The sequence below is a fragment of the Thauera terpenica 58Eu genome, assembly GCF_000443165.1.
GTDB lineage: Bacteria > Pseudomonadota > Gammaproteobacteria > Burkholderiales > Rhodocyclaceae > Thauera > Thauera terpenica.
In genome coordinates, this window is the sequence record NZ_ATJV01000048.1 from 219591 (window position 1) to 236717 (window position 17127).

Sequence of the window (17127 nt, forward strand, 5' to 3'; positions counted from 1 at the left end):
TGCGCTTGCGCACAGGCAAGGCCACAGACAGCTTGCCCGAAGCCTGATCGTAGCGGCTCCCGGTTCGCACTTCGCACGCATTTTAAGCGCGATGCGACGCACCAAGATCGAGCCTTGGCGCTGAGGCCGGGTCGCCGTTCGGGCGCCGAAAGCCGCGCACCGCCACCATGTGCAGCACGACCGGGCTGATGCTGTGGCACACGATGCGCTGCGCGCCGAGTTGAGGAGCCAGCGCCATGACGTGTTCGAACAGCGCCCGCCCCAGTCCGCGCTGGCGACAGGCTGGGATCACGCTCAGGCCAAAATCGAGCTCGCCCGCGCGCAGCGCAACATGCGCCAGGGCGACGACCTCGCCGTTTGAGGCGCTCAGGCCATGCACATGGTCGCGCTTGAAGTCGATGCCGGCCACGTAGGCGACGATGCCTTCGCGGCGAATGCCGTGGCCAAAGCGCAGCATGCGATCGTCCGCATCGAGCGTCAGCAGATGCGCGAGTACGCGCGGCGCATCGGTGGCCAGAAAGCGAGGCAGCGGGCTCGCAGCAGTGGCCGGAGAGGTGGTGGCCGGAGAGGTGGTGGCGGGATTTGTGGTGGCGGCAATTGCGATGGCAGACATGGTGGAGACCCGGTGCGAACGGGGCGGATCTCCAACGGGCGCGCGCAAAGCCTCAGCGCAAGGCAAATGCCCTGCGCGAGCGCCGAACCATCAGGAAAACGAGCAAGTGAAATGGTGTGAGCCATGCCTCTTGTCAGGGACACCCCGCCCCAAACTGTTGAAGGTGATGTGCATGGCAGGTCTCCTGGCTCACGGGTCATCACCTTGCGCCAGCCTTCCCGGATCAATTCCAGTGGCTAGAGGGGGCGCAGGACTCGCCGATTACAGTTGCGGGGGCAGCTTCGGGATTCGCGCCAAGGCGTGTCACCGAATTCCCTTTTCATGTCTGCCGGTTCGGGCAGACAACCATGAACAGTGCGGCAGCCTAGCGATCGCCTATGAGGCTGTCAAACCAGGCTGTCAAACAGGGCTGTCAAACGCGGCGACCGTCAATGCCTATCGCCCGGCCACCTGCCCGCCGTCGACGCTGTAGAACTGGCCGCTGATCCATTCGCCCTGTTTGCTGCACAGGTAGACGACCATGCTGCCGATCTCTGCAGGTGCGCCGGCACGCTTCAAAGGCACATAGGTGTTGATGATCGCTTCCCACTGCGCGGGCGACAGATCATCCAGGCGGGAGGTGGAGACGATGCCCGGGCAAATCGCATTGACGCGAATGCCATATTGACCCACCTCGCCCGCCATCGCCGCGGTCAAGGCATGCAGCCCGGCCTTGCTCGCGGCATAGGCGGCGGTGCTGGGCGCCATCAGCTTTCCGCCCACCGACGAGATATTGATGATGGCGCCGCCCTCTCCCTGCTCGATGAGCTTGCGACCGAACACCTGGCTCATGTAGAAGCTGCCGTTCAGATTGACATCGATCACATTGCGCCAGGCCACCGGGTCGACATCGACCACCGGCGCCCGGTCGCCCGCGCGCGCGGCGCCGGCATTGTTGATGACGAAATCCACTCGGCCGAATTCCTGCACCACCTTATCGGCCAGCAGCTTCACCGCCTCCAGGTCGGCCACGTTGCTGATCAGCGGCAGCGCACGCCTGCCGAGGGCGCGAATCTCCTCCGCCACCGACTCGATATCGCGCCAGCCGGCTTTCTTTTCGTCATCGGGAAACGCGTCGGGGGAACGGCCACTGCCGGTGATGACGACATCACAACCGGCCTTTGCCAGCTCCAACGCAATCGAGCGCCCAATGCTGCGCATTCTTCCCGCCCCGGTGACGACGGCGATCTTGCCTTCCAGACCGGTCAATTCGTAGCTCATCGCTGATCTTCTCGCTTGTCAGTCTGCCAGCGGGTAATCCGTGTAGCCGGCGGGGCCGGCGGTGTACAAGGTGCGCCGATCGAAGCCGGCCAGGGGCAGGCCTTCGCGCAGGCGGCGGACCAGATCGGGGTTGCCGATGAAGAGGCGGGCAAAGGACACCGCCTGGCCTTCGCCACGCGCCAGCGCCTGTTCGGCGGAAGCGGGGTCGAAGCCGTCGTTGAGGATGAGGCGGCCGGCAAAGTGCTGTGCAGCCATGCCAAAGGCGTCGATGTCGGACACCGGCGCGCGCATCACGTGTACATAGGCAAGGCCCAGCGGTGCCGCCTGGCGCAGCAGCTCGGCATGGGTGGCGGCCGAATCCGCGTCATGGGCGTCGTTGAAGGCGTTACCGGGGTTGACCCGGAAGCCCACGCGCCCGGCGCCGATTGCCTCCGCCATCACACGCAGGCAATCGACCGCGAAACGCACCCGATTTTCGACCGGACCGCCGTATTCGTCGCTGCGCTGGTTGGTGCCGGTGTACATGAACTGCATGGGCAGGTAGCCGCTGGTGCAGTGCAGCTCGACGCCATCAAAGCCCGCTTCACGGGCACGCAGCGCGGCGCGGCGGTGGGCGTCGATGGCCGCGCGCACATCGTCTGCGCTCATTTCGCGGGGCAGGTCAAAAGGCTGCATGCCCGCGGCGTCGGTGAAGATCTGGCCCTGAGCCTGAATCGCCGACGGCGCCAGCGTCTCCACGCCGGCCGGCTTGATGTGGACGCTGCCGATGCGGCCCGCGTGCATGATCTGCAGCACGATGCGCCCGCCCTTTGCGTGCACCGCTTCGACCACCTTGCGCCAGCCCGCGACCTGCGCGTCGGTGACGATGCCCGGCTGGCGGCAGTAGCCCTGGCCTTCCGCGCACGGCCACGCGCCCTCGGCCACGATCAGGCCGGCCTCAGCGCGCGCGGCGTAGTGTTCGACCATGATCTCGCCGGGCACGCCTTCGGCATCGGCCCGGTTACGCGTCATCGGCGCCATCACGATGCGGTTGGCGAGCTCAAGCTCGCCCAGCTGCAGCGCTTGAAACAGGAGGCTGGCGTCCGCCCCGGACGCTGCGCTATCGATAGGCATCTCTTCAGTGCTCCTTAATGAACGCTTAAGCGTCGGCAGGCAGAACCTCGGCCGGCTTCCCGCTACCGTGCTTTTCCCCCAGTGAATCGGCAACCAGCTCGGCGATGTCGAACACCTTGCGCTCGGGTCCGTCGCGGGTCGCGCTCGAGGTCAGCATCAGCAGGCAGAAGGAGCACGAGGTGGCGATCTTGGCCGCGCCGGTATCGATCGCTTCGCGGGTGCGCACGTCACTGATGCGCGGCGTGCCGGGTTTGTTGGTGCTCCAGTAGTTGCAGCCGCCGGCGCCACAGCACATTGCCTCTTTCTTGTTGCGCGGCATCTCGATCAGCTTGCCCACTGCGGACACGACCGTGCGCGGCTCCTCGACGATGTCGTTGTGGCGCGCGAGATAGCACGGGTCGTGGAAGGTGATGAGCTCGGCCTCGTCACGCTCGACCTGCAGCCGGCCCTGGCCGATGAGTTCCTCGATCAGCATGGCGTGCGGGATGGTCACCCAGTCCGCGCCCAGCTCAGGGTAGTAGCGATCGAAGCTGTTGTAGCAGTGCGCACACATGGTGATGACTTTCTGGATCTTGCGCTCGCGGAAGGCCTCGATGTTGTCCTGCGCCATTTCCACGAACTGAATCTCGTTGCCACCCATCTTCGCCGGGTCGCCGGTGCAGCGCGCCTCACCCAGGATGCCGTAGGACACGCCTGCGGCCTCGAGGATGCGCACCATGGCGCGGGCCACTTCCTGCGCGCGCTCCTCGTAGGTCACCGCGCAGCCCAGCCACAGCAGGTATTCGGTTTCGCCGGCCTCGAACAAGGGCACATCCAGGCCCTTCTTCCAGTCGTCCGGGTTGGCCGCGGTGCCGGCGAAGGGATGGCCGCGCGACTCCAGATTGCGGTTCACCATCGCCAGCGAATCGGGCATCTCGGAGCGATCCATGACCAGATGGCGCCGCATCTCGAGGACGATTTCAGCCGGGCTGTTGCTCACCGGGCACTCTTCCACACAGGCCGCACAGGTGGTGCAGTCGAAGATGGCCTCGGCGCCGATGTCGTCGATCATCTGCGCGTCGTCGATCTTGCCCTGGGCGAGGTAATCGGCGCAGGCCAGCATCACCGTCTTGGGCGACAACGCCTTGCCCGTCTGTGCGGCTGGACAGGCCTCCTGGCAGCGCCCGCAACCGACGCAGGCGGACAGGTCGAGCAGGCTCTTTTGCGACAGGTCAACAATGCGGCTGGCGCCCAGCCGCAACTCTTCGTCCTCGGAGTCGAAATCGATCGGCGCGAGCTGGATGCCCGGGCGCTTGCGCACCAGTGCCGAATTGGCCGGGCCAAGCAACATGTGCGATAGCGGCGTGTAGGCGATGAGGCTGATGAAGGCCACGCCCAGCAAGCCATGCCCCCACCACATCAGCATCTCGCCACGTGTCACGGCCTCGGCACCCAGCCCACCGAGGCCGGCCGCCAGCATGTTGCCGATGAACTCGCCCGACGAACTGTCCGGCAGCGTGGCCAGGCGGAAGCCCTCGGCGACAAAGCCGGCGATCACCGTCACCAGCAGCAACACCTCCATCGCCAGAAAGCCCTTGCGCTCGCCGCCCTTGATCAGACGCTCGAGGCCGCTGAGGCGGCGCACGAGGAAAAACACCACCCCCAGCAGCATCGCCAGGCCGGCGAGCTCACGCCCCCAGCGCATCAGCACCGTCCCGATCCAGCCCGAATACACCTCGACGCCGACAAAGCTGAGCGCAAAGAGCGCATGGCCGAGGATGGCCACCACCGCACCGCCCAGCAGCAGCGTGTGCGCCAGGCCGGCAGCCGGTCGCTTCCACAGGCGTTCGGTGAGCAGCGCGCGGTGTACGAAGGTGTTGGCGTTGAACGAACGCCCGAACAGGAGCGCGCTCTCCTCGGCCGCAGGCTGCTCCACCAGGCCTTGCGCGATGCGCAGGCGATGCCGGCGCATGCCCACCACAAGCGCCGCGAAAGCGCCAATGAGCAGCAGCCCGAGAATGAAGTATGCAGTCAGCGACGGAGAGGACATCTGCCTAATCCTTTTTTCGGCTTACGTTCGGGCGCTCGCGCACGGCGATTTCAGCGCTTGAGGATGGCGGCGGTGGCGTTGCCGCCGAGGCCATTGGTCTGCGCCAGACCGACGCGCGCATTGGGCACCTGGCGCGCACCGGCTTCACCACGCAACTGCCAGGTGAGTTCCGCAATCTGGAACACGCCCATGGCGGTGGTGGCCTCACCGAAGGACACGAAGCCGCCCGAGGGGTTGATCGGCATGCGCCCGGTGGGTGCGGTCTCGCCGGCCTCGACCAGACGCTCGGCCTCACCCTCGGCGCACAGCCCCCACTCTTCGGGAAAGGCCAGTTCGTAGTAGCAGGTATTGTCCTGCAATTCGGTGAAGCTTATCTCGCTCGGGCCGATACCGGAACGCTCGAAGGCACGCATCACCGCCGATTTTGCCTCGGTGTGGAAGCTCGGACCGGAAGGTACAGGCCCTGCCAGGCTGCGCGGCAGCGCATCGTCGAAGGAGATCGTGGCCACGGTGCTGGTTGCCACCGTGATCGGCTTGCGCGTGAAGCGCCGTGCCATGGCGGCCGAACAGATGATCGCAGCGGCGGCGCCGTTGGACACCGGGCAGATCTCGAACAGGCGCAGCGGGTCGCTGACATAGGGCGAGGCCAGCACCTCTTCCACCGTCACGGCCTTCTGGAAGCGCGCATACGGATTGCCCACCGCACACTGACGCGCCTTGACCGTCACCTTGGCCATCTGCTCTTCGGTGGTGCCGTAGTCGTACATGCGACGGCGCGCCAGCGTGGACCAGAAGGTCGGCCCCGGCATGCCCACGCAACGCTGACGCAGGTACTCAGGATCATTGACATCGTCCAGGCCGGAGGTCTGGATCATGCCCTTGGGCATCACTTCGCCACCCACCACCAGCACCATGTCGTGAATGCCACCGGCCACCAGCGAGTAGCCGATGTTGAAGGCGTTGCCGCCTGCAGCGCAACCGGCTGACAGGTTGTACACCGGAATACCGGTGCTCCCCATGTCCTCGACGATGTCGTTGCCATTCAGGCCCCAGCCCTTGCCCCCGGAGAAACGGGAACTCGCCGCCGACACCGCCTCGATCTGGCGCCAGGACACACCCGCATCCTTGAGCGCCATATCCACCGCCGCACGGCACAGTTCGGTGACCGACTTGTTGCCCACGATGGCATCACCGGTCTTGCCGAAACGGTGCATGCCCACACCCAGCACTACGACTTCCTGCATGTTGTGTACTCCCTCAAGCCAGCCTGAACTTCCAGGACGTGAAAGCCTTCCCGTCCTCGTGATAGATCGGATCGATCACCAGGTCGACGCGCGCACCCACGCGCATGTCCGCCGCCGCGCCTATCATCTGCCCCACCACGCGCAAGCCCTGATCCAGATCGACGACCCCGATCACATAAGGCTTGAAGGGCGCATCGAACTGGTGCGGCGGCGGCGGCGGGAAATTCGCCACCGAGTAGCTCCACAGCACACCGCCGCCACTGAAGGCCTGGGGCTCGAGGTCAGAGCCGGCGCAATCGGGACTGCGACAGTGCGACGGGGTCGGGAAATAGGGCGTGCCGCAGCACCGGCAACGGGCGCCGAGCAGGCTCGCGCCGTTTTCCTCGCTGAACAGGCCGGGTACGCAGGGTTCGCGCAATGTACTCATCATTGTCTCCTCAGCCCTTGGCCGCACGAATCAGTTCGGGCAGCAGCTCGACGCAATCGCCCACCACGCCGAAGCGCGCGTAGCGAAAGATGGAGGCGTCCGGATCCTTGTTGATGGCGATGATGGTCTTCGCCGCCGAGCAACCCGCCATGTGCTGGCTTGCGCCCGAGATGCCCGCCGCAATGTAGAGACCGGGACGGGTGATCTTGCCGGTAAGGCCGACCTGGCGCGAAGAGTCGATCCAGCCGTCATCGACAATCGCGCGCGAACCGCCCCACATGCCACCCAGCGCCTCGGCCATCTGCTTGACGAGCTCGAAGTTCTCCTGCTTGCCCAGGCCGCGCCCACCGGCGACGATGATCTCTGCATCTTCCAGGCGCTGCGCCTGTACCTTGGGCGCAGACACCACCTCGAAACCGGCCGTGGGCGCGCCAACATCCACGCTCACACGCTTGGTCTCGACCGCAGCAGGCGCGGCAGCCGCACGTGCCACCAGCCCGGTGGTGACGACCGACAGCACATTGCGCGGCGCGCTCAGCACGTATTCGGCGCGCGTGTCACCGCCATAGGCGCTGGCCTCGGCCTTGATGCTGCCACCCGCGTTCGACAGCGCCACCACGTTGGCCAGCACCGGCAGGCCAAGGCGACCCGCCACCCGCGCCGCGATCACGCGGCCTTCGACTGACTGGTTGAACAGGATCAGGTCGGACGCGGTGACGCGGCAATAGCCGGCAAACACTGCAACCCGTGCATCGACGCCATCCGCGGCGGTGTCGATCACGTCGACATGGCGCACGCCATGATGGGCCGCAAGCGCGACCGCTTCTTGCTCAAGCTCGGCCGTCACCGCCCAGCGCATCTCGGCGCCGCGTTCAGTGGCCTGATCGAGGGCAAAGGTCAGGGCCTCGGCGGTGCCGCCCTCGATGCTCTTACCCCAGGAAAACAGAACGACAGTCATCGCATTCGCTCCTTGCTTCGTGTGCATTAAATATGGAATCGGCCGCTGGACCGCTGCCGCGATTCCGCATTACCTGCAGCGAAGTCTAGTGGAGCCCGCTGTATCGGGAGACGCACCCTCGAGTCAGATGGGGCCTTTGCCATTTCATTTGCGGACAGCCGGAAACACCCCCGGAAACGCCCCCTCGCACGCACCGAAAATGACACGACACGGAGCATGCCAGCGCGCACAAGACACCCCGCCACATCCTCCCGAAACACGCGCAGAGCGCGCCTGGCCTGCGCTCAGGCCGCGCCCATCGCGGCGCGCGCCGTGCTGCGCCACGCGCGCAAGAGCCTGACTGGACGAAGCTGCAAGCTCACAGCGCAATTGTCCGCATCTGCCATTACTCCGGCCACTTACGAAACCCGGTGGGCAGATTCACGTTTTTAACGCTGGCTAGAATGAATCACCGCAGCAAGGGGTACGCGACGCAAATATCCCGCGCACCGAATTTTTCAGGAATCACCGAGAGGGCAATCATGGATTTTGAGTTTTCGGAACAGGAGCGTGAATTCCTGCGCGAGGTCGATCAGTTCCTCGTCGAGAATTATGACCCGAACGTAATGGACGTGACGCGCGAGAACATGGCGCAGGTGTGCGATACACCCGAGCGTCGCGCCTTCATGAAGAAACTCGCCGCCCGCGGCTGGCTGGGGATCACCTGGCCCAAGGATTGCGGCGGTCAGGATGGCGCCGGCTTCTACGAATATCTGCTCAACGAGAAGCTGTCGTCCGTGGGCGCGCCGCAGATCGGCAAGGGCGTCGGCATCATCGGCAAGACACTGATCAAGGTCGGCAATGACAAGCTGAAGGCCGAGTTCCTGCCCAAGATCCTGGACGCCTCGGTTGAATTCGCGGTGGGTTACTCCGAGCCCAGCGCCGGCTCGGACGCCGCTGCGATGCGCCTCAAGGCCGAACGCAAGGATGACGGCTGGCTGCTCAATGGGCAGAAAGTGTTCACCACCTCGGCGCACTTCGCCGACTGGTACTGGGTGGGCGCCCGCACCGACCCCAACGCACGCAAGCACAACGCCATTTCGCTCTTCCTGGTGCGCATGGACGACCCCGGCCTCACCATCCATCCGATGTACACGATGGGCAACGAGCGCACCAACGCAGTGTTTTTCGACAACGTCTTCGTGCATGACGACTATCGCGTCGGCGAGCTCAACAAGGGCTTTCAGTACATCGCCGAGGCGCTCGACATCGAACGCTTCACCATGTTCACCCTGTCGCCGATTCGTGGCCGCATGGAGCTGCTGTGCGATTACGTACGTGACACGGTGCGCGACGGCAAGCCGCTGCGCGAAGATCCCATCATCCGCCAGCGCATCGCCCAGCTCGCCACCGAATGCGAAGTGGCGCGCGTGCTCAGCATCAAGTTTGTGGACGCGGCGCTCAACAGCGACAAGACCCCAACCAACGAAGCCTCGCAGTACAAGCTCTATGCCACCGAGCTGTCGCGGCGCATCGCCGACGCCACCATGGACATCGTCGGACCGGGCGGGCAACTGGCGCTGGGCACCGAGGACGCACCGCTGCGCGGCCGTGGCGAGAGCTGCTACACCTACACCGTGATCGACACCATCGGCGGTGGCTCGTCCGAAGTGCAGAAGAACATCATCGCCAAGCGCAAGCTTGATCTGCCGAAGAACTTCTGAGCCAGGACGACGGACATGGCCGCCATGAAGGATCTCATCGTTCTCGACCTCGCCAGCGTCGGCCCGGCAGCGCGCGCCTCGCGCCTGCTGGCCGATTTCGGCATGCAGGTGATCAAGGTCGCCCCGGTTCGCGCCAAGGGCGCAAAGCAGGTCGATCCCGTCTTTCATGCCTACGGAGCGGGACGCGGCATGCGCCGCATGCGTGTCGATCTGAAGGCGCCGAACGGGCGCACGCTGATTCGTCACCTCGCCTCCTGCGCCGACGTCCTCATCGAAAGCTACCGCCCGGGCGTCGCCGCCCGGCTGGGAATCGGTCATGAGGAGCTGTGCGCGCTCAACCCACGCCTGGTGTATTGCTCGACCAGCGGCTACGGCCAGGACGGTCCCTACGCCGGCTGGGTGGGGCATGACATCAACTACCAGGCCGTCAGCGGCTACCTCGCCTGCACCGCACTCGATGCAGACGGGATTCCCGCACTGCCGGGGGCGACCATCGCCGACGGCGCCGGCGGCGGCATGCATGCGGCGCTGTCCATCCTCGCCGCGCTGCTCGAGCGCACGCACAGCGGGCAGGGCAAGTATCTCGACGTCTCGGTCACCGACGGCATGCTCAACCTCATGTCGCTCTACGTCGACCAGTTCCTCGCCACCGGAGAAGAAACTCATCCGGGCTCGGGCGTACTGACCGGCAAGTACGCCTGGTATGGCGTGTATGCGGCACGCGACGGCAAGTTCGTCTCGGTCGGTGCGATCGAAGGCCACTTCTTTCGCAACCTGTGCAAGCTGCTCGAGCTCGAGCAGTTCGCCGATCGGCAGTATGACGACAGCGCCCAGGGCGAGATGCGTGAGGCCTTCCGTACGCGCTTCCTCAGCCGTGATCGCGACCAATGGGTGGCGCTGCTGGCCGCGGCCGACACCTGCATCGCACCGGTGCTGTCGGTGGCCGAAGTGTGCAGCGACCCACACCTGCGTGCGCGGCAGAACTTCACCTCCGCGCTCCATCCGCAACGGGGTGAATTCGAGCAACTCGCCGCGCTCCTCGCCGGCAGCGCACGCGACACCCCCCAGCACGTCGTCGCTGCGCCCGAGCACACCGACACCAACGAGATCCTGCGCGCGGCAGCACTGAGCGAGGCCGAGATCACCCGCCTGCGCGACGAGGGCTGCATCGAATGAGCGCCGCCGTCCTTACTGCCAATCCACTCTGGAGCGAAGCCTGATGAGCGCAGCAGACACGCTGCCGGACGCCGTCCGGAACATGATCGACACGCCGCTGTACGAGGAGCGCACCGAGTTCCCGATCGAGATCGGCTACGTCTACAACACCTGCGCGGCGGTCGAAAACGGCAACCCGCTGTACTGGGACGAAGAGCTGGCGCGCACCCTCGTCGGCAAGCGCATCGCCCCACCCACCATGCTCTCGGTGTGGTTCAGACCGCACTACTGGGCGCCCGGCGCAAGCGGCGAGCGCAAGGCCTTGCAGGCGCACTTCGACCTCAAGGACTTGCTCGGCCTGCCCGAAGCAGTGGTCGCCAGCAACGAGGCCAGCTTCGGCGAACCGGTCGCCATGGGCGACGTGCTCACCACCTGCCAGATCGTGCGTTCGGTCGGCCCATTCAAGAAGACCCGGCTTGGCACCGGCCGCTTCTGGACGGTGGATGTGCGCACCACGAACCAGAACGGTGACTGGGTGGGCACCGAGAGCTACACCTTCCTCGGCTACGGGAGACCCGAACAATGAGCACCACCTGTACTCCGCAGCTGCTCTTCGGCGAACTGAAGGTCGGCGACCGCCTGCCCGCACTGCGCCATCAGGTGACGGCCACGACCGTGGTGCTGGGCGCGCTCGCCAGCCGCGACTGGCGGCCCATGCACCACGACAAGGAGTTCGCCGTCAATCGCAACGGCACGCCCGACATCTTCATCAACACGCCCAACAACGCTGCCTGGTTCGAACGCTACATCACCGACTGGACAGGCCCGCTCGGTCGTCTCGGGCGCCTCAGCTTCCAGATGAAGACGCCGGTTTTCCCCGGTGACGAGATGCTCTTCGGCGCCGAAATCAAGGCCCTCAGCACCGACGACGCCGGCTGCCACTGGGCCGACCTTGAACTCAGCATCAGTGTCGACGGCCAGCCCCGCACCGTCGGCAAGGCACGCGTCGCCATCCCCGGCGAACCCTCGGATAACCCCTGGAGCCGCAAGGGCGCACGCTGGAAACCCTGAACCGGCAACCCTGAACTGGCAATCCTGACTCGTCGGCCACCGCCAGACGAACCCATCACGAACATAGATAGAGGCCACCCATGGATCTGAAGTTTACCGACGAGCAAAACATGCTCCGCGACATGACCCGCGACCTGTGCAGCGACTACAGCGACGTCGCCGTGGTGCGCAAGATGGAAAACGACCCCATCGGCATCCCCACCGAGCTGTGGGCGCAGATGCAGGGCACCGGCTTGCTCGGCATGCGCATCCCCGAAGCACACGGCGGCATGGGTCTGAGCCTGCTCGACTGCGCCGTCATCTATGAGCAGCTGGGCCGCTTCCTGGCCCCCGGCCCTTACTTCGACAGCACCGCCATGAGCGCCGGTGCGCTGGTGCACTCGGGTGACGCAAACTGGCAGGCCAAGCTGCTGCCGGCCATCGCCACCGGCGACAGCATCGTCGTGCCGGCCTGGCTCGAGCCCGACAACGGCTTCGGCGCGATCGGTGTGCAGCTGCGTGCACGCCGCGACGGTGACGACTACGTGCTCGACGGCGTCAAGCGCCATGTGTTCTATGCCCGCGCCGCGCACAAGCTGCTGGTGCTGGCGCGCACCGGCGATGAGGACGAGTCCATCTCGCTCTTCATCGTCGATGCCGACAGCGCCGGGCTGAGCTACGAGCAGCAGCGCACGATGGCCTCCGACACCCAGTACAAGCTCACTTTCAAGCAGGTGCGCGTGCCGCAGTCGGCCCTCGTCGGCGCCGAGAACTCGGGCTGGAAGACCTGGACCACTGCGCTGCAGGAAAACTTGGTGCTGCTTGCGGCCTGGGCCGTCGGCGGCGCCGACCGTGCGCTCGAGATCACGGTCCAGTACTCGAAGGATCGCGAACAGTTCGACAAGCCGATCGGCGCCTTCCAGGCCCTGGCCCACTACATGGCCGATGCCAGCACGGTCGTCGAAGGCGCCAAGGTGCTGGTGCTCGAGGCGGCCTGGGCACACACCGAAGGCAAGTCCATCGCCCGCCTCGCGCCGATGGCCAAGCTGTTCGGCTGCAAGGCCTTCCGCGATGTCACCGCGATGGCCCAACAAGTCCATGGCGGCATCGGCTTCACCCTCGACTACGACATCCAGCTCTTCTACCGCCGCGCCAAGCAGCTGCAGATGAACTGGTGGGACTCGCGCTACCTCGAGGAGCTCATCGCCAGCGAGATTCTCGACGGCAGCGGTCGCAGCATCGACGACCCCTTCACGGTCTAAGCCGCTACGCGGACGCAGAACGGAGCGAACATCAACATGGCCAATCCCAACCCGCTTTACGGCACGGGCATCTTCCGCCGGCGCATCCACCTGCGTGCCGACGACAATGCCGTCGCCGTCGAACTCGAGGACGGCAACCATGGCTTTCGCATCGTGCTGCGCCACGACGGTGAGCAGGTAAGCGGCATCGACGTCGATGCCGTGCGCCACCCCTTCAACACCTGCCCCGAGGCCGCCGTCCCGCTGCAGCGCATCGTCGGCCAGCGCCTCGACATCAGCGCCCAGACCCTGCGCGACCGCCTCGTTCCGGGTGAGAACTGCACCCACATGTTCGACATGGCAGCCCTCGCCCTCAGTCACGCCCGGGGCAACGGCAGCGCGCTCGAATACGACATGGCGGTGGAGGATGAGGTGGACGGACGCGCATCCCGCGTGGAGATTTCGCGCGACGGCCGCAGCGTGCACGCCTGGCAAGTGCAGGCGCACCACATCGTGGCGCCGGCGGCGCTGGCCGGCCTGCCCATGATGCGCGGCTTTCACGCCTGGGCCTCACGCCAGTTCGAGGGTGCCGAGCTCGAAGCCGCGATTGCCCTGCAGCGTGCCTATTTCGTGGCGCAGAGCCGTCGCTTCAGCTTCGACCCTCCCGAAGCCAACCCTGGCATCGGCGATGGCATGCCGCAAGGCAGCTGCTACTCGTACAACCACGGCGCAGTGGAGCGCGCCCTGCGCAGCACCAACACCGTGCGCGACTTCACCCACACCCCCGAGAAACTGCTGCGTTTCGAACCCTGAGCAAGGAACACCGACATGACCAGCGGCACCGATTCAAGGAGCCCAGGCGCGCTCGCCGGCCTGCGCGTGATCGACTTTGGCCAGGGCGTCTCCGCCCCCCATTGCGCCCGTCTGTTCGCGGACTACGGCGCCGACGTGATCAAGGTCGAACCCCGCACGGGCGATGCCGCACGCCACAGCGGCCCCTACCCGGGCGACCTGCCCGACCAGGAACGCAGCGGTCTGTTCTTCTTCCACAACACCAACAAGCGCGGCGTCACCTGCCAGGTCGAGCACCCGGAGGGCCGCCGCCTGTTCCTCGATCTGGTGAGCAAGGCCGACGTGCTGATCGAGAACAACCTGCCCGCGCAGATGCGCGCCTGGAAACTGGACTACGCCACCCTGGCCGCGCACAACCCGCGCCTGGTGATGATCTCGATCACGCCTTTCGGCCAGACCGGTCCCTACAGCGAGTGGAACGGCTCCGACCTCAACGCCTACCACCTCTCCGGCGCCAGTGCGCGCTATTGCGGGCGCCCGCATGAGATGCCGCTCGAACACGGCACCTTCTCCGCCGACTACTTCGGCTCGGTCACCGGCGCGGCCTGGGGGCTTGGCGCCGTATTCGGACGCGATCTGGTGGGCGGCGGGCAGCACGTCGACGTCTCCAGCGCAGAAGCCATCGCCGCCGCCTTCGTCGGTGGGCAGAACATCGGCGGTCTTGCCCAGGATGGGCGCTCGGACTCGCGCACCGGCGTGGGCATGCCGCTGGGCGCACCCGCCACCATCCTGCCGTGCAAGGACGGCCACGTCTGGATGCTCGCCCTCGAGCCCGGCCAATGGAAGGGCTTGCGCAAGGTGATGGGCGACCCCGAGTGGGCCAACCTCGAGATGTTCAACGACATGTACACCCGGGCGCAGAACGCAGACCTGATCTACGAGCTCATGGCCGACTGGCTGATGGCCCACGGCAAGATGGAACTCATGGAGATGTGTCAGGCCGCGGGCTGCCCGGTGACCGCGGTGTTCACCATCGAAGAGGCCGCGCGCCACCCCCACCTGCAGGCACGCGACTACTTCGTCGACATCGAGCACCCCGCCCTGGGCCGCGTGCACAGTCTGGGCGCGCCCTTCAAGCTGCCCGCCAGCCCGGGCGGGCCGCACTCGCCCGCGCCCCTGCTGGGGCAGCACAACCAGGAAGTCTACGGCGGCCTGCTGGGCCTGTCGGCAGCCGAGATCGAACGCCTGCAGGCGCTCGGCGCCCTCTGAAAATGGAAACAGGATCACGGCCATGACCAATACGCTCCCCCTGAAAGGCATTCGCGTCATCAACTTCGGCTGGGTCTGGGCCGGGCCGGTGGTCGGTCAGACCCTCGGCTTTCTGGGCGCCGAAGTGCTCAAGATCGAGTCACGTGCGCGCATCGACATGACGCGCAACCTGCCGCCCTTCGCCGAAGGCATCCCCGGCCCTGACCGCAGCCTGTCCAACCATGCGTGCTGGGCCGGTAACGGTTCGGTGACGCTGGACCTCAAGCACGCCGAAGGCCTCGAGCTGGCGCTGCGGCTGATTGCCGAGTCCGACGTCGTGATCGAGAACTTCGGCCCCGGCGTGATGGAACGTCTGGGCATCGGCTACGAGTCGCTGCGCGCGGTCAAGCCCGACATCATCCTGTTTTCGATGCCGGCCGCCGGCCTCTACGGTCCACTCGAGCATGTACGCACCTACGGCCTCAGCCTGACCTCGCTCACCGGCCTGGATAGCCTGGTGGGCTACAAGGGTGAAACCCCGATCCCGGTCGAGAACGCCTATTCCGACCCCTTTGCCGGCATCTTCGGCAGCTTCGCCATCCTCACCGCGCTCACGCATCGGCGCAACAGCGGCGAAGGCCAGCACATCGACTTCTCGCAGCAGGAAGCGGTGATGCAGATGGTGGGGCCAGCCTATATGGACTACGCCCTCAACGGTCGCTCCGGCAAACCCAAGGGCAACGAGCATCCGACTGCGGCGGCCGCACCGCACGGCGTGTTTCCGTGCAGCGGCGACGACCGCTGGGTCGCCATCGCCATCGGCAGCGACGCCGAGTGGGCGGCGCTGGTGGCGGAGATGGGCGCACCGGCCTGGGCCACCGAGCCCGCCCTGGCCACCCTTGCCGGCCGCGTGCAGGCCATCGACCAGCTCCATGCGGAGATTGCGAAATGGACACGCAGCCACCATGACCGTGCCCTCACCGACCGCCTGCAGGCGGTGGGCATCGCCGCCACGCCGGTGCTGAAGGTGGCCGACCTGCTCGACGACCCCCACTACCGTGCGCGCGACACCTTCATCGAGGTGCGCCACCCGCTGGGCTTCGACGAAACCATCTACGGCGGCTACGTGAAGATGAGCCGCACGCCTGCGGTGGTGAAGCCCGGTCCGGTCATGGGCCAGGACAACGATCACGCCTTCCTCAACATCCTCGGCCTGGGCGAGGAGGAATATCAAAGGCTGAAGGAATCCCGGGTGATCTACTGAGCACCCAGCCGTAGCGGCGCAGACAGCCGCTGCCCCCTGTCGGACCGAGATCCATACGGAGACACCTGACCATGAAGTTCGCACTCGCAACACCCGCCCTCAACACCTACCCGGCCGCGATGGCGCCTTGGGAGCCGAAAGCCGGCGGGCCGGAAATCCTGCGCTATGCGCGCAAGGCAGACTCGCTGAGCTGGGACTGGCTCACCCTTCCCGAGCATCTGGTCATGCCCACCGAGATGGCCGAGCACATGGGTTCACGCTGGGCCGAGAGCATCACGGCCGCGGCGACGCTGATGGGCGCCACCGAGCGCATCCACATGCTCACCTACATCCTGCCACTGCCCTACCGCCACCCGCTGTTGCTGGCCAAGCAGATCGCGACCATGGAGTTTCTTGCCGGCGGGCGCTTCACCCTTGGCACCGCGGTCGGCCATCTCGAGAAAGAGTTCGAGGTGCTGGGCGTACCCTTCAACAAGCGCGGCGCGATGACCGACGAATACCTTGCGGCGATCAAGGTCGCATGGACATCGGACAAGCCCGAGTTCGAGGGTGAGTTCGTGCGCTTCAAGGACATCACCATCGAGCCCAAGCCGATCCAGAAGCCGCACCCGCCCATCTTCATCGGCGGCAACTCCAAGGCTGCCATGAAGCGCGCCGCCGAGCACGGCGACGGCTGGATTCCATGGCTGGTCACGAGTGAAGAGCTGCCTGACTGCATCGCCTACATGAAGAGCCTGCCCGCCTACGCCGCCAAGGCCGACCGCTTCGAGATCCTCGTCACCACCACCGCCTATCAGGTCGAGGACTACTCGCACGCTGAAAGCGGCGCCACCCAGATCGCCGGCGACCGCGACAGCGTGCTGCGTGAGATCGAGTCGCTGCGCAAGGCCGGTGCAACTTCGGTGCAAGTCATGCCGCCGCGTGTCGAGACGCTCGAGGAGAGCCTGGACTGGATCGAGTGGTACGACCAGGAAATCATCCCCCAATTCCGCTGAAAACAGCCTGGGCGCTGCGTCCGAACGCGGTGCCC

At 65.9% G+C, this 17127-nt stretch carries 16 protein-coding genes and 1 riboswitch; of the genes, 9 read left to right on the forward strand and 7 right to left on the reverse strand.

The window, feature by feature from the left end:
• Window positions 1–82 precede the first annotated feature (82 nt).
• The 7 genes from M622_RS28015 to M622_RS0120120 form a co-directional block, all read right to left on the reverse strand.
• A complete protein-coding gene (locus M622_RS28015; protein ID WP_021248934.1) occupies window positions 83–613 on the reverse strand; it encodes a GNAT family N-acetyltransferase in 531 nt (176 codons plus the stop codon).
• Between the two features lie 157 nt (window positions 614–770).
• Window positions 771–978: riboswitch (cobalamin riboswitch) on the reverse strand.
• 70 nt (window positions 979–1048) lie between these two features.
• The gene (locus M622_RS28020; RefSeq protein WP_021248935.1) at window positions 1049–1873 is read right to left on the reverse strand and encodes an SDR family NAD(P)-dependent oxidoreductase; all 825 of its coding nucleotides are present in this window, start codon (window positions 1871–1873) and stop codon (window positions 1049–1051) included.
• 18 nt (window positions 1874–1891) lie between these two features.
• Complete coding sequence (locus tag M622_RS28025) at window positions 1892–2986, reverse strand: alkene reductase (protein ID WP_021248936.1); 1095 nt, start codon at window positions 2984–2986, stop codon at window positions 1892–1894.
• A 25-nt stretch (window positions 2987–3011) separates the two neighbouring features.
• Window positions 3012–5015: a (Fe-S)-binding protein gene (locus M622_RS28030; RefSeq protein WP_021248937.1), complete on the reverse strand. Its 2004-nt coding sequence runs from the start codon at window positions 5013–5015 to the stop codon at window positions 3012–3014.
• Window positions 5016–5065: 50 nt separating this feature from the next.
• The gene (locus M622_RS28035) at window positions 5066–6259 is read right to left on the reverse strand and encodes a thiolase C-terminal domain-containing protein (protein WP_021248938.1); all 1194 of its coding nucleotides are present in this window, start codon (window positions 6257–6259) and stop codon (window positions 5066–5068) included.
• A gap of 13 nt (window positions 6260–6272) precedes the next feature.
• Window positions 6273–6686, reverse strand: a complete 414-nt coding sequence (locus tag M622_RS0120115) for a Zn-ribbon domain-containing OB-fold protein (RefSeq protein WP_169375123.1) — start codon at window positions 6684–6686, stop codon at window positions 6273–6275.
• 10 nt (window positions 6687–6696) lie between these two features.
• Entirely contained in the window at window positions 6697–7644 is a 948-nt protein-coding gene (locus tag M622_RS0120120; protein ID WP_021248940.1) for an electron transfer flavoprotein subunit alpha/FixB family protein, read from the reverse strand.
• 521 nt (window positions 7645–8165) lie between these two features.
• On the opposite strand from M622_RS0120120, the gene M622_RS28040 reads away from it, so the two are divergent.
• From M622_RS28040 to M622_RS28080, 9 genes are all read left to right on the forward strand, one after another.
• The gene (locus M622_RS28040) at window positions 8166–9347 is read left to right on the forward strand and encodes an acyl-CoA dehydrogenase family protein (RefSeq protein ID WP_021248941.1); all 1182 of its coding nucleotides are present in this window, start codon (window positions 8166–8168) and stop codon (window positions 9345–9347) included.
• 15 nt (window positions 9348–9362) lie between these two features.
• Window positions 9363–10523, forward strand: a complete 1161-nt coding sequence (locus M622_RS28045) for a CaiB/BaiF CoA transferase family protein (RefSeq protein WP_021248942.1) — start codon at window positions 9363–9365, stop codon at window positions 10521–10523.
• Window positions 10524–10566: 43 nt separating this feature from the next.
• Window positions 10567–11088, forward strand: coding sequence for an FAS1-like dehydratase domain-containing protein (locus M622_RS28050; RefSeq protein WP_021248943.1), 522 nt, complete (start codon window positions 10567–10569; stop codon window positions 11086–11088).
• Window positions 11085–11573 (forward strand): hotdog family protein, encoded by a 489-nt coding sequence (locus M622_RS28055; RefSeq protein ID WP_021248944.1) that lies wholly within the window; start codon window positions 11085–11087, stop codon window positions 11571–11573. Before M622_RS28050 ends, M622_RS28055 begins: the two co-directional genes overlap by 4 nt.
• Window positions 11574–11653: 80 nt before the next feature.
• On the forward strand, window positions 11654–12814 hold the full coding sequence (locus M622_RS28060) for an acyl-CoA dehydrogenase family protein (protein WP_021248945.1): 1161 nt from the start codon (window positions 11654–11656) through the stop codon (window positions 12812–12814).
• Window positions 12815–12850: 36 nt separating this feature from the next.
• A complete protein-coding gene (locus M622_RS28065; protein WP_021248946.1) occupies window positions 12851–13606 on the forward strand; it encodes a DUF2889 domain-containing protein in 756 nt (251 codons plus the stop codon).
• Between the two features lie 15 nt (window positions 13607–13621).
• Window positions 13622–14854, forward strand: a complete 1233-nt coding sequence (locus tag M622_RS28070) for a CaiB/BaiF CoA transferase family protein (protein ID WP_021248947.1) — start codon at window positions 13622–13624, stop codon at window positions 14852–14854.
• A 22-nt stretch (window positions 14855–14876) separates the two neighbouring features.
• The gene (locus M622_RS28075) at window positions 14877–16097 is read left to right on the forward strand and encodes a CaiB/BaiF CoA transferase family protein (protein WP_021248948.1); all 1221 of its coding nucleotides are present in this window, start codon (window positions 14877–14879) and stop codon (window positions 16095–16097) included.
• A 71-nt stretch (window positions 16098–16168) separates the two neighbouring features.
• Window positions 16169–17092: a TIGR03619 family F420-dependent LLM class oxidoreductase gene (locus M622_RS28080; RefSeq protein WP_021248949.1), complete on the forward strand. Its 924-nt coding sequence runs from the start codon at window positions 16169–16171 to the stop codon at window positions 17090–17092.
• The last annotated feature ends 35 nt before the right edge of the window (window positions 17093–17127 follow it).

Coding starts and splice junctions, on each gene's coding strand:
- M622_RS28015 (WP_021248934.1), bottom strand. CDS start 613: ATGTCTGCCATCGCAATTGCCGCCACCACAAATCCCGCCACCACCTCT.
- M622_RS28020 (WP_021248935.1), bottom strand. CDS start 1,873: ATGAGCTACGAATTGACCGGTCTGGAAGGCAAGATCGCCGTCGTCACC.
- M622_RS28025 (WP_021248936.1), bottom strand. CDS start 2,986: ATGCCTATCGATAGCGCAGCGTCCGGGGCGGACGCCAGCCTCCTGTTT.
- M622_RS28030 (WP_021248937.1), bottom strand. CDS start 5,015: ATGTCCTCTCCGTCGCTGACTGCATACTTCATTCTCGGGCTGCTGCTC.
- M622_RS28035 (WP_021248938.1), bottom strand. CDS start 6,259: ATGCAGGAAGTCGTAGTGCTGGGTGTGGGCATGCACCGTTTCGGCAAG.
- M622_RS0120115 (WP_169375123.1), bottom strand. CDS start 6,686: ATGAGTACATTGCGCGAACCCTGCGTACCCGGCCTGTTCAGCGAGGAA.
- M622_RS0120120 (WP_021248940.1), bottom strand. CDS start 7,644: ATGACTGTCGTTCTGTTTTCCTGGGGTAAGAGCATCGAGGGCGGCACC.
- M622_RS28040 (WP_021248941.1), top strand. CDS start 8,166: ATGGATTTTGAGTTTTCGGAACAGGAGCGTGAATTCCTGCGCGAGGTC.
- M622_RS28045 (WP_021248942.1), top strand. CDS start 9,363: ATGGCCGCCATGAAGGATCTCATCGTTCTCGACCTCGCCAGCGTCGGC.
- M622_RS28050 (WP_021248943.1), top strand. CDS start 10,567: ATGAGCGCAGCAGACACGCTGCCGGACGCCGTCCGGAACATGATCGAC.
- M622_RS28055 (WP_021248944.1), top strand. CDS start 11,085: ATGAGCACCACCTGTACTCCGCAGCTGCTCTTCGGCGAACTGAAGGTC.
- M622_RS28060 (WP_021248945.1), top strand. CDS start 11,654: ATGGATCTGAAGTTTACCGACGAGCAAAACATGCTCCGCGACATGACC.
- M622_RS28065 (WP_021248946.1), top strand. CDS start 12,851: ATGGCCAATCCCAACCCGCTTTACGGCACGGGCATCTTCCGCCGGCGC.
- M622_RS28070 (WP_021248947.1), top strand. CDS start 13,622: ATGACCAGCGGCACCGATTCAAGGAGCCCAGGCGCGCTCGCCGGCCTG.
- M622_RS28075 (WP_021248948.1), top strand. CDS start 14,877: ATGACCAATACGCTCCCCCTGAAAGGCATTCGCGTCATCAACTTCGGC.
- M622_RS28080 (WP_021248949.1), top strand. CDS start 16,169: ATGAAGTTCGCACTCGCAACACCCGCCCTCAACACCTACCCGGCCGCG.